Source organism: Paenibacillus sp. J31R109 (assembly GCF_059692055.1).
The window spans coordinates 258,857-271,393 of sequence record NZ_JCAUAR010000005.1 but is presented as its reverse complement, the minus strand read 5'-3'; the positions used below and the strand labels follow the sequence as shown (position 1 = coordinate 271,393).

9 protein-coding genes are annotated in these 12,537 nt (G+C 45.7%); all 9 read right to left on the bottom strand.

Features of this window, described 5'->3' with window-relative positions:
- Nucleotide 1: 1 nt before the first annotated feature.
- Nucleotides 2–877: a carbohydrate ABC transporter permease gene (locus AC58QT_RS16340; RefSeq protein WP_497409922.1), complete on the bottom strand. Its 876-nt coding sequence runs from the start codon at nucleotides 875–877 to the stop codon at nucleotides 2–4.
- A gap of 27 nt (nucleotides 878–904) precedes the next feature.
- Nucleotides 905–1,873, bottom strand: a complete 969-nt coding sequence (locus tag AC58QT_RS16335; RefSeq protein ID WP_310225504.1) for an ABC transporter permease — start codon at nucleotides 1,871–1,873, stop codon at nucleotides 905–907.
- A 99-nt stretch (nucleotides 1,874–1,972) separates the two neighbouring features.
- Nucleotides 1,973–3,751: a sensor histidine kinase gene (locus AC58QT_RS16330; protein WP_497409921.1), complete on the bottom strand. Its 1,779-nt coding sequence runs from the start codon at nucleotides 3,749–3,751 to the stop codon at nucleotides 1,973–1,975.
- Nucleotides 3,748–4,842, bottom strand: a complete 1,095-nt coding sequence (locus tag AC58QT_RS16325; RefSeq protein ID WP_497409920.1) for a response regulator transcription factor — start codon at nucleotides 4,840–4,842, stop codon at nucleotides 3,748–3,750. The genes AC58QT_RS16330 and AC58QT_RS16325 overlap by 4 nt, the downstream gene beginning before the upstream one ends.
- Before the next feature lie 146 nt (nucleotides 4,843–4,988).
- A complete protein-coding gene (locus AC58QT_RS16320) occupies nucleotides 4,989–5,873 on the bottom strand; it encodes a helix-turn-helix domain-containing protein (protein ID WP_497409919.1) in 885 nt (294 codons plus the stop codon).
- A gap of 136 nt (nucleotides 5,874–6,009) precedes the next feature.
- Nucleotides 6,010–7,020: a zinc-dependent alcohol dehydrogenase gene (locus AC58QT_RS16315; protein ID WP_497409918.1), complete on the bottom strand. Its 1,011-nt coding sequence runs from the start codon at nucleotides 7,018–7,020 to the stop codon at nucleotides 6,010–6,012.
- Between the two features lie 178 nt (nucleotides 7,021–7,198).
- Nucleotides 7,199–8,914: a sialate O-acetylesterase gene (locus AC58QT_RS16310; protein WP_497409917.1), complete on the bottom strand. Its 1,716-nt coding sequence runs from the start codon at nucleotides 8,912–8,914 to the stop codon at nucleotides 7,199–7,201.
- Nucleotides 8,915–8,957: 43 nt separating this feature from the next.
- Nucleotides 8,958–10,007, bottom strand: coding sequence for a hypothetical protein (locus AC58QT_RS16305; protein ID WP_497409916.1), 1,050 nt, complete (start codon nucleotides 10,005–10,007; stop codon nucleotides 8,958–8,960).
- 53 nt (nucleotides 10,008–10,060) lie between these two features.
- Nucleotides 10,061–12,049: a hypothetical protein gene (locus AC58QT_RS16300; RefSeq protein WP_497409915.1), complete on the bottom strand. Its 1,989-nt coding sequence runs from the start codon at nucleotides 12,047–12,049 to the stop codon at nucleotides 10,061–10,063.
- Between the last annotated feature and the right edge of the window lie 488 nt (nucleotides 12,050–12,537).

The following is a 12,537-nucleotide window of genomic DNA, read 5'->3' as shown; positions in this document are numbered from 1 at the left end:
TCTATTGTTTAACAGCGCCAAGCGTCAATCCTGTAACAAAGTACTTTTGCAAAAACGGATACACAAGCAGAATCGGAAGTGCGGATACGAAGATAGCTGCTGCCCGGAAAGTCTCGGAAGCGATATTAGCCAATTCCTCGGGATTTTCCAGCCCATTCTTATTCGCTGCGGCTACAACACTTTGCAAGAACAGGGGCAATACTTGAACCCCTTTTTTCGTTAAATATAAAAGGGGTTCCATATAGTTGTTCCAAATGCCTACCGCACTAAAAATCGCGATTGTCGCCAATAGAGGCTTGGAAATCGGAAGCATAATACGAAATAAAACGGTGAGATTGCTAGCTCCATCAATTCTTGCAGATTCCTCCAGGCTGTGAGGCAGCGATTCGAAGTAATTTCGAACCAGAATTAGATTGAATGCGCTTACCATCCCAGGAATAACGAGCACCCATAAATGATTGATTAAACCTGTCTCTTTGATAACCAGATAGGTTGGAATCATGCCGCCATTGAACAGCATCGTGAACACATAAAGAATATTAATCGCTTTTCGACCGGGCAAATCCCGCTTAGCAATGGCATACCCCACACATGCGGTAAAAAACACTTGAATGGCAGTTCCCACTACAGCAACGACGATACTGTTCTTGAATGCGTTGCGAAAATCAGCGCCTGAGAGCAGTACTTCATAGGCTTTCAGCTGAAAGCCCTTCGGCCATAAACTGACCTGACCACTTACGACATAGGCTTCTTCGCTAACCGATTTGGCTAACAGTGTGATAAACGGCAGGACGCAAATGAGACCTATTATTATTAACAAGGTGTAATTAAAAACGGTAAACCATTTCTCCCCGGTTGTCATTCGTTTGTCGAACAAAGCTGTTTGCTCCTCTCCACTGTTTAGTTACCAGATGCCCCTATCTGAATATCTTCGACTCACTTTATTCGCGATGATCATCAAGGTAAATCCGATCGTAGAGATAAACAGACCGACCGCGGTTGTATAGCTGTAACTCCCGTTCTGAATCCCTTCGCGATACACGTAGGTGCCAATAATATCCCCAACGCCATACACGAGCGGATTGTATAGCAATAGTACTTGTTCCGTATCACTGCCCAATAAGGTTGACACCCTCAGAATAATAATGAATACAATCGTGCTGGATATCCCAGGCAAGGTAATATGCCACGTTTGTTTGAGTTTACCCGCTCCGTCGACACTCGCTGCCGCATAGAGATCGGGATCTACGGCGGTTAAAGCAGCGAGATAAATGATTGCGCTCCACCCTGTTTCCTTCCACGCCGTTGATGCAACGAGAACGCTTCGGAAGTAGCTGTCGTCTCCAAGAAAGGCAATTGGCGATATCCCGAAAGTTTTCAGCATTGCATTGATAATGCCCGTGCTAGGCGACAGAATGTCGACAAAAATGCCGGCAATAACGACCCAAGAAAGAAAATGCGGAAGATACGTAAGCGTTTGCGTCATGCGCTTTACAATGCTGTGTCTGACTTCATTGAGAAGCAACGCTAGTATAATGGGCAATGGAAATTGAAACACAAATTTGAAGAGATTGATCAGCAAGGTATTACCTAAAACACTCAAAAATTTAGGATCCATGATCAACGTTTGAAAGTGTGCTAACCCAACCCATTTACTAGCCAAAATGCCATCGAATACCCGATAGTTCTTAAATGCAATGACGATCCCCAGCATCGGGACATAACTGTAAATCAAAAGCACCAGTAAAGGTATCGAGATAATCAAATAGATATCCAGATTATGTACGATTCTTGCCTTTAGGCGATTTTTACTCTTGGGGATCACACCTGCATCCTGTGACTTGAGCGCGTGGGACGGTGTAATCTTGGCCATTTCATCACCTCAACTCCTTGTTATTTACTTATATTTTACGTAAATGTACCGATCGATCACAACAGGACAGAAGTAAGATATCTCTGACAAAAACATGTATTATAGGGCAGCTGACGTTTTCAACTTTGCAACCGCACGGCAACCACTGCCTGGCTCGCTGTAGAACGCCAACCCACATTCTGCACCATAGTAAACTTGAATGCGCTGATGTACGTTTTTAACGCCATACCCTCTGCTTTCCATTTCGAACATGTGCTGAATTCTCTCTGATGACATACCCACACCATCATCGATGACCTCAAGATACATATACGCATCTTCCCGATAAGCCCGGACGATAATCGTTCCGGATTTGCCTTTTTTATGTCGAATACCATGCACAACGGCATTTTCAACGAGTGGTTGAAGGATCATTTTGATCATCACCCGCTCATTCATGCCTGCTTCAATGTCCGTAATAAACTGAATCGCACCACGGTAGCGATAATTGATAATGTGCATATATTTACTGACTTCTAGAACCTCTTCCGCCACGCTAATATGCTCCTTGCCTTCGTTTAGACTCAGACGCAAAAATTTAGCAAGCGATTCCGTCAGTTCAGCGATTTCCTTCGCATCAATGCGTAAAGCACTCCACTGAATAATGTCCAGGGTATTATATACAAAGTGAGGATTAATTTGCGCGTAGAGCAGCTTCATTTCTGCTTCTTGCTTACTGATTTGCGCCTGATACACTTCTTCGATTAGCGTTTTGATTCGCGTACTCATCTTGTTGAAAGAGCGCTGAAGTCGCGCATACTCATCATTTCCTCGAATATTGTCTTCGGTTTCAAAGTTCCCCTTCTCAGCGTGCTTAATCAATTGTACAAGTTTCTTCAACCTCTTCGTGATGCTACCCGAAATAAAAAAAGCAGTAATAATGGCGATAATCGAGACTATACCTGCCAAAGCCAACATGAAGTTCTGGATCCACCTGCTGTTCATGCCAAGATGATTCTCTGTCATCAGCAGCGCGATGTTCCAATCCAACGCTGTCGCCTTGCTAAAGACGGCATAGTTAGCTCTATCCTGTTTTCCGAAACTAGCAATGCCCTCATCTTCGATTGGTAGATCACGCATGTACACATTGCTTAAACCGCCATCACCGGAGGCTAACTGATTTAAGCCGATCCGCTTATGAGGGGTCATCACAACCTTTTCTGCACCCGTTGGAAGCTTGATATCCCCAAGAATATTCCATATAAATTTAGCATCAAGCTCCACCATGATATAACCTAACACCTGCTGGAATTTGTTAATGTCCTTGATTTCCTTAATGAAAATAACTTCATCGGATTGAACCAAGCTTAGATGCTCGACATCACCGCCATAGAGCCACGTTTCCCTCCTTTCACCGTTCAAAAGCGATTGAAGGCTTGCTTCTTGTCCCAGCTGATCGACCGCAAAAAAATTGGGATTAGCAGAAACAAAAGCCGGATTCCCTTTCATGTAATAGTTAACCTTAAGTACATTGTTCTTCCCTACGTGATTGCTCACGTTCTTATTTAGCAGATTGAAAAAGTCAATAACCTCAGCCGATGTTAGCGGACGCTCAGCTATCGTTCTTAATATTTGCTGAATTTCGTAATTGCTTTGCGTCAGATCAGCGATACTGTAAGCGGATTCAATTCCAAAAGTGATGTTTTTCTCCGCCTGCTTTAAGGTTTCCAAATAAGCTTTCCCCGTCTGTTCCACCACCGATTTATGAATCGTCACATAGGAGAAATAGACTAGAACAACGACCGGAATAATGATTAATATTAAATATGACATAACCAGCTTGGTCCGCAAATTGATATTGTAATACAGGCTGCTGAGCTTATTCATCACTATCCTCATCGCGTATTCTCCCGGTACTCCATGGGATTAACTCCCACCACTTTTTTAAATATTTTTGTAAAATAGTACGTGTCCTGGTATCCGACCTGATTGGCTACTTCATATATTTTGATCGAGGCGTCCTTAAGCAGCAGCTGCGCCTTTTCTAACCGTACTTGGGTAATATAATCGTTAATCGTTTGCCCCATCTCTTTCTTAAATAACGTCTGAAGATGCCCTGGAGACATGAATACTTCCCCCGCCAGCTGCCCAATTGTTAAATTCTGGTCGTACATCCTACGAATAATGTCCTCTACTTCCCTAATAATTCTGCGGGATTTACTGTTTCTCAATTCATTTGAGGCCATTTCTAAGTAGGTCATCTTCTCGATTACAAACATTTCGATTTGCTGAGGACTTTGCATCGTTCTGAATTGATGCAAGGATTCTTTCACCTCTTGGGCAATGGCAGAATCGATATGGGTGGCTGCGCTTCGAATTGCTTTTATAAGCAGCTCACTGCAGATCGTCGTTAGGAACAGCATACTTTCCATTTTCAATCGCCGAATCGTAAGGAATAACTGCTGAACCTCAGTTGTCAATGCTTCTGTTTGCCCTGTGCTGCATAATCCTATGATCTTCTCCACAGACTCCACAATCACCGGCAAACCTGTTGAGGAAATACTGCCTGAATAGTATTGGCTCACGTCGTCCTTTAATCGCTTCTCTGCTCTTTCTTTATCCAGCTTAGCGACAACTTTGCCTACAACTTGCTTTAATTCCTCCCGATTGAAGGGCTTTAATATGTAATCAATCGCATCCAATTTAATGGAGGCCTTCACATAGTGAATGTCTTGATGAGCACTGATCATGATGACCATCACGTCGGGCTGTTCGTTCTTTAACTGCTCAACGAGCTTGATACCATCCATGACTGGCATGACAACATCCGTAATAAGAATATCCGGTCTAAGATCTCTAGCAACTAGTATCGCCTCTGCGCCATCCTCGGCTTCACCAGTAATCTCGATACCCAGACGATCCCAGTCGATGAGATCCCGCAAGCCTTCCCTTGAAATATAATCGTCATCAACAAGCATCATGGTATACATTAGCAGAGACCCCCCTTGGCAAATTGAGCGCGTTCACTTACTTGTATCTTACTCCCCTAGATTTGCTCAATCAATGCTCCTTTGCATAAAATAAAAGATTCGGGAGAATTGGTGTAATAGAACCAATCTCCCGAAGTGTGGACAGACTATTCGATTTTCATGACAATTTTGGAATTCATCGCCATAAACTGGCTGGGCATAATCCCAACCATAGCCTTGAAAGATCGGCTGAATAAATAAATACTTGAAAAGCCCACTAGCTCAGCAATAGCGGTTAAGGTTTGAGTTCCTTCAATCATGCGTATTTTCGATTGCTCAATTCGAATATGGGTCAAATATTTATGAATCGTAATGCCAAGCTGATCTTTAAATAAAAACGATAAATGATTAGTCGATATGCCAACATGCTCACTTATCGTATGATTATCCAGATCGGGGTCCCCATATCTTTCATTAATAAATGTAATGGTGTTTTCAATGAACACCCAGCCCTTCGTCAGCTTTCCTTCTCTACTGTTATGACCCACTTGTCCCTTCATAAATAGGACTAATAACTCTAAACAAATCCCTTTGAGGATCAACGAATAACCTGATCTCCGATCCAGAAACTCCTTCTGCATGATCAAAAATCTTTTCTTTAATTCGATCTGGTCCGGCAATTGCAAATGGGAAATGGGGCTTGTAGAAGCAAACTGCATCTCTTTATCGGTGATGGCTTTACGCTCTTCTGTAATCGCTTGGTCCTCCCAAGTGCTTCGTTGTTCGTCATAATACAAATCAAAATGAATGATATATTGAATCAGTGGCACCTCTGACGTAGAGCGAATTATATGCGCCATGAAGGGAGGCATGAGAAGAATGTCGCCTTCCTTCACCTGATACTTGACCCCGTCCAAAAAAAACTCGGCTTCCCCTTGTTCAATATAGGTATACACATGGTCATAATCCATCCATTCACCCGCCAGAGAGAAGGATTTATGAATTTTGACTACTCTGACAAAAGGCGATATGTTATTCATCCATGTCTCCATGTTCTTCCCTCCTGCGGAATCAATGACGATGAATACAACGATCATTTACCAAGTATAACTGAAGCATATTCCTATTTTCTATAACCAAACGAAGAGAAGTTTCTGATCATGCCGATAGGAACATTTCTTTAGGTACTCATGTCAGGCTCCAATCAAATAATACACCGCTGTACTGATCCTTATTCACCCGAAGCCCCTCATAAGCTTCCTTCGCTTGTTCCGGCTTCAGCACATGGCTGATGAGAGGTTCAACCAACAACCGTCTCTGCTTCATCAGTTCAAAAGCGATGCTCGTGTTTCTTACTAACGAATGCTTGATAAATTCATTAGGTTCGACCGGATAACGCCATTCATGCGCTCCCTTGAACGTAATGCAGCCCCTGCCATAGAGATGGCAGTAATTCAGAATATCCGTCACATCTGTGTTGTATTCACCACGCGGACTGCCTAACAAAATGAGTTCACCTAATTTCGCGATATAGGGAAGACTCTGGATCGCTGCTTGCGGGACACCCGTTGCCTCAATATGGGTAGAAACACCTCTTCCATAGGTAATCTCGGCAATTTGTTCCTGTACGCTGCCCCTTCCACCATGAAGGCTATGCAATAAGCCGCATTGCTTAGCCATTCGGATTCGTTCTTCCGATAAATCGATGCCAATCACAGTCGCACCTTGGGTATGAGCCAGTTGAGCAGCCATATTCCCGATGAGTCCAAGCCCTGTAACGCTGACATAATCGCCAAACTCGATGTGCGAGACGCGAATTGCTGTTGATGCCACCGTAGCCATCCGGGCGAATGGCACCCACTTCAACTCCAAGTTCTCCGGTACTTTTAGAAATGCCCCCCTCGTGGAAACAACCTCATACTTCGCGTGACTCCCATAATGAAAAACGATATCACCGGCTATAAAACCGGTCACACCTTCGCCAACTTCCAAGATCTCACTTACAGCTGCATAACCAGGAACGCCAGGCATCTGGAACCAATTTTCGCTCCCCGATAACATCGCTAATTCAGTTCCTGGACTGATTAAGGTGTACAGCTTCTTAACCAGGACTTCTCCGTACCCAATTGGACACGAGAAGTTCTCTTCTACCATGTCAACTTGCCATGGATGTAGAAATACGATTTTTTTGTTGATCATCGCGCCGAAACACTCCTTCATTTTCATTTCATTTTCAATATAAATGTTTTATAGGAGAGCGTCTTTGACAGAAAGAATGATTTTTTATCGAAAACAACGATGTGAGTTGAGATCAAAAAAAATGGCCCCCCTCTTACCCAAGGGGGGCCGATTTTTTTCAAAAAGCTTTTAACAACCGCTACGGATTCAAAATTTCATCCGCATACCGCTGGCCAAGCAGCCTTTGGCTCGCTGTATTAAAGTGCGATCCATCACCGATCGAGACAGTGCCCGCATTGGAAACCCAAGATGAACCCGCAATGTACTGCGGTATCGTCGTAATCATTTGATTAAAATCCGCGCTTTTGGTCGGCAGCAGTTGGCCCGCGACAAAAGGAATGGAAGGACTGACCAAATCCGTCCTCAAATCATTAACTAGCTGCTGTAGACTGCTGATGTAGGTGGTGTTCGCCTTGGACTGATCCGACTCCCCCTGATGCCAAATAATTCCTTTCAAGGTTCCTGTCTTCATCGCTTCTTTCGTCCTTCTAACTGCTTCTTCGTACAGACCCGTTCCCGCTCCTTTTTGCCATTCTGCGATACTAGTCCCGCCTCTTGCATTAGAAATAATACCAACCGTTAGCTGGGGGCTGCTCAGTGTAATCGCTTTAGCAAAGCTGCTAGCGACATTCAAACCATTCACCTTCGTGCTCTCTTCAACAGAAGAATAACGATTAAACCCTTGCGTAGTCGTCAGAGACGTGCGATTCGTCACGAGACCTGGCTTCGCTTCCTCCCATTGATTCAAACCATTAAACAAGTAGGCTCTGCTGATCGCTGGAAAATCCTGTGATTCCACCGGCGCCCGACCGGACATATTGGATTGTCCAATGAACAGGTACAGGTGGAAGTCCGCTTTGGCCGCTGTGATGGTTTGAGCCGCTCCTCCATACAATCCTGTATGCACAATCATGCTGCCGTTTGGACTAGATGGCGGACTCGCAGCGTTGTATACATCCAGTCCATAAAGACCGAACGCATAGACCGCATTCGGAACTGTAATCCGAATATAACGAGCAGTCAAATTATCTACCGCAAACGTCGTCACACGGTTGGTCGTTCCTGTATTAGTAAACGTATGTGTATAAACTGGATTCCAATCCGTTTGATTATCTGAGATGTCTACGATCATCTGGACCGCTTTTTGCTTATATTCGGTCAACACGATCGAATTGAACAGCTGTTGGCTGCCCAGATCCAGCGTAACTTGCGCCGATAAAGTGGCTGGGCTGCCATCTGCATAGGTTCTCCACATCGTGGCGGCATCGCCATCCGTTATGTTGGCAGCCACATTGGTGCTGAAAGTGCCTCCCTGATTAATCGTGACCGTTTTACCCAGCGCAAGATTGCCACCATAGACCTCAAGCTCATAAATACCGAAAGCATAAACGGCATTTGGTGCTGTAATTCGGACGTACCTCGCCGATTGATTAGTCAGCTGCATATCGGTGACTCGGTTGGTCGAACCCGTCGCGGTGAACGAATTCGTATATACCTGCGTCCACTGCGTATTGTCCATTGATACGTCAACCGTCAGTTGTACGGCTTTTTGCTTGTACTCAGTCAGCACAATCTCGTTAAACGACTGTACACTGCCAAGATCCAACGTCACTTGTGCTGCAAGCGTGGCTGGCGTAGCAACGTCATAGGATCTCCACATCGTGGCGGAGTCTCCATCGGTCATCATGCTGGCTGTCGTACTGCCCAGTGTGCCGCCTTGGTTGATCGTGACGGATTTGCCTATTGCCAGATTCACCCCCGCCGCTTGCGCGTTCCCTGATAATCCTGGAGCGAGCGGGAAAATCCCCAAACCTAAGATAACAATCCATGCAGCACGTAAAAGCTTTCTGATCATTCGTCCCTCCGTTCCGAAGTGGTACATTCACTTCCTTAACCAGTCATTCTGCAACGTTAATACGCTGATAGTTCCTTTGATTCAGCTCGACCTTCGCTTGCTTTTTCAACTGCTCGATCTGCTGTTTAAACCCTTGGTCGGCCCATTGGCGAAGCATGGCTTCTTTAACCTCATCGAATGGAAAATATTGATTACTCGTTTTACTAATTAGCTGAATAACAGAGGTATACTTGGCAAAATCAACACGAATCGCTTCCCCTTCTTGCAGCAACAATGCCGCCTGCAAGAGGCGCTCCTCCGCTTCGGCCCGATCCTCCGATCCGGTTCCTCCCAAGAGGATGCCCTCCCCATCCGCACGACGGTTCATCACAAACGGCGATAGCTCGCTTCTCACTTGGGCGAACAGAACGCCGCTGGCTAGCTTAGACACCGCATCCTCAGCTCGATTCCCGTCACCAATCGAAAAAGACATCACATTCACCGTAACTTCGTCTGGTATCCGGTAAGCGTCATCTTTTTGCGCCTCATATGCCTTGTGCAGCTCTTCAGCCGTGGCAATCGTGCCGCCTTCCAGCAGCTTTTCCTTTAGCTTGATCACCATGTTGGAATGTACATAATCATAAAAGCCCCATTCGCTATACTGGGTAGGACCGTAGATTGGACTTCCGGTTTGCAGCAGTGACTTACGTCGCTCGTTCTCCTCCCGCAGGCGCTGCAGAAATTGTCCGTAATCTGCTGGTATGTCCAGTCCATTGCTTTGTGCAAGGAGCTGCTCAACCCGATATTTAATCAGTTGGTCCAGCGCTGCTTGCTTGGCATAATCCGCGGGTGTCACGCCCTCATAGGCGGTCGTCCAAAATGTATCGTTAACGGCTGCGTTGTACTTCTTCTTGTAGGTTTGGACGGTCTGCGATCGCTGCTGGGAGAGAAGTAAGGCAAACTCTCTGCGGTCTATCAGCGAATCGTTGATGCGGCCCAGACTATCGTCCTGAAAACCAGTCAACACAGCCACTGTCACCGTTCCTCCCGTAAGCAGTGCAATGGCCAAGAGCCAGCCTGCAAGCTGCTTTTTTACCAGTTGTTTACCTTTCATCGCGTTCTTCTCCCTCTTTAACCGCATATCGTCCTATCGTCCAAAATCAATTATCACTGCTTAGTAAGCACAACATAGTCAAACGATAGAATATAGTCGGCGCTGGCCGCATTTTTCCCAGTTACCGTAAACTTCAGCCCCTTATCCCCAGCTTGATTATAGGTTACGTTACCGATATTCAGCTCAACTACGGAAGAGGTCGCCGAATACAAATCTTGTTCCGTACCGATGGGGCTCCCCGCACCTGACAATTGAAATTTACCGCGATCGTTCAGCTTCTTCACGCCTACCTTCACGTTATAGGTGCCGGGCTGCGGGATATTGATGCCATAGATAACATTGTCGCCAACCCCGTCAGACGAAAATTTGGTACACCGCCCTCCGCTGCAAGCTGTATCCGCAAACGAAATATGTCTATCACCTGTACTACCGGTCACCAGTAAATCTTCCGTCTGGCGTGTAAAACCGGTGTACGTCACCCCAGCTCCGCCGTAAGCTCCGCGATTAGGTGCAGCTGTCGGCGATACGGTATTGCCCCAGTAATCTTTGCCTCCGTTGCTGGCAATCACTTTCCCGCTGCCAATCGCAGGCGATCCAGCAAGCAGTTTATAACCGTCCACCCCATTGCGACCAATACCTCCCGTACCAGGCCCTACTAACATCGGATCGGAAGTGAGCTTATGCGTATCCACCGCTGATGAAGGTTCACTCGTCGGATGCTGTCCATAGAACGTATTGGAGTCCAGTGAGCGCGTCGTCCCGCTGGATGCAAATACATAGCCAGCCGTGGAGCTATTGTTGTAAATGATGTTATTGTCAAAAGAATACGTGTGCGCGTTAGCTGGATTTTCTCTAATTATCTTAGGAGAGAGCCCCGAGCCGATAAAGAACGTGTTGTTATAAATAGAAGCTCCTGTGAACGCATAGTTGATATACACCAGATTGCCTTTGTCATTCTGGCTGATGTTGTACCGGACGATCAGCCCGCTATCCTCCGGATCCGTGCAAAACCAGATTAATCCATGACTATTATCATGACTATAGCTGTACTGCCACACCGTTCCCGGACTTCTCAGGTCGGGGTCGTACATGTTACCGTCAACTCCCGGACTCCTATTCAAGTAGCCTTCATTGTATTGAAGCACTGTATTTCTGGAGCTCCTTGTAAACATCGTATTCCCCGTCGTCCCTGTCGCTGTATCGTGAGCGACGTTGTACTCGACGACACCCCCATCTGCAAGCCGAACAATCATCGCATTCTTGGAAATATTGTAGATCGTATTACTGCGGATCGCCAGATTCGAATATTTGACATTATTCCAGCCGGATTCGCCCGGGTAATACTCGTCTGCGCTAAAATCGATAGCCGAGTTATTCGTCACGATGCCTTGATTCTTTACGTCGTGGATGACATTATTCTCAATCACGATATCATTAAACTGCGTCATCTCCGACTGGCCCTCGAAATAGATGGCAGCTGTCTTCTTGTTGGTCAGTGTGCCTCCGACTGAACCCTCAATGTCGTGAATGAGATTATTTCGGATATAAAAATGGTTAATCGTCCCAGGGGTATCCGCGATGATTTCAATCCCTCTCCGATCTCCCTCTGTCAACGCGTCATTGGTAATTTCGAGATTATTAATTTCCCAGTATTGCTGATTGGAAAAAAAGACGACCCCCTGCCCCGTCATTCCATTGCCGTCGATAATTGGCTTGTTCCCTGTACCGTACATGTCAATCGCAATCGCGCCGCCAGCTGAGCTTCCTGATCCCCCTGGATGCAGTTGCCCCGTCCAGATGCCGCCAGCTTTGAACAAAATTTTATCGCCTGGCTGGAAAGTGACGCTGTTGACTTTGGTTAGTGATTTCCAAGCCGTTGCCGTGCTTGTGCCATTCCCGCTGTCATCGGGCATCGATGCATCTACATAAAAGGTCGTGCCCGCCGCTTCGGCAGTATTCGGGATGGATAAAGCGCCTGCCAGTGAAACGAAAGATAGGGATAGGGTGAGTACCACATGCGTCCATAAACGGTGTTTGAACATGAACAAATAACCTCCTCTAGCGATTATTAAAGCCATCTTGCTCCATCTACCCATGAAATGATAGCGCTATCAAAACGAAACGCGATCCACCACCCTCCTTTAACATCCGGGAGACTGCAGCGTGTTATGCCCCACTTTTTATCGCATGCACCCGGTTAGCCCCATCATAGCGATAGCTGGATTCTTATGTAAATCTTCAATTTTTTGGCGGCATTGTTTTCTTGCAAACGTTGCTGCAGCCGCTTCCGTGCAAATTTACAAAGCCGTTCAAAAATAGAGAGACGCGGCGGTTTGAGACTTGCGAACGCTTAGAGACTACGATTTCGTGAATAGATGTATAAACTACAGCTAATTTCCTCGAATCTGACGTGTTTTCACAATTAAATGGAAAAAATACATTTAATTTGCATGAAATTGGAATTACCGAGCAAATCGAAGTAAATTAACTACAGAAAAGAGACTGTCGATTAATGAATCGAGGCTTAATA

Excerpts from the sequence above, each read along its gene's own strand:
- AC58QT_RS16310 (WP_497409917.1), bottom strand. The coding sequence starts at position 8,914 with ATGATCAGAAAGCTTTTACGTGCTGCATGGATTGTTATCTTAGGTTTG.
- AC58QT_RS16315 (WP_497409918.1), bottom strand. The coding sequence starts at position 7,020 with ATGATCAACAAAAAAATCGTATTTCTACATCCATGGCAAGTTGACATG.
- AC58QT_RS16300 (WP_497409915.1), bottom strand. The coding sequence starts at position 12,049 with ATGTTCAAACACCGTTTATGGACGCATGTGGTACTCACCCTATCCCTA.
- AC58QT_RS16335 (WP_310225504.1), bottom strand. The coding sequence starts at position 1,873 with ATGGCCAAGATTACACCGTCCCACGCGCTCAAGTCACAGGATGCAGGT.
- AC58QT_RS16330 (WP_497409921.1), bottom strand. The coding sequence starts at position 3,751 with ATGAGGATAGTGATGAATAAGCTCAGCAGCCTGTATTACAATATCAAT.
- AC58QT_RS16305 (WP_497409916.1), bottom strand. The coding sequence starts at position 10,007 with ATGAAAGGTAAACAACTGGTAAAAAAGCAGCTTGCAGGCTGGCTCTTG.
- AC58QT_RS16320 (WP_497409919.1), bottom strand. The coding sequence starts at position 5,873 with ATGGAGACATGGATGAATAACATATCGCCTTTTGTCAGAGTAGTCAAA.
- AC58QT_RS16325 (WP_497409920.1), bottom strand. The coding sequence starts at position 4,842 with ATGTATACCATGATGCTTGTTGATGACGATTATATTTCAAGGGAAGGC.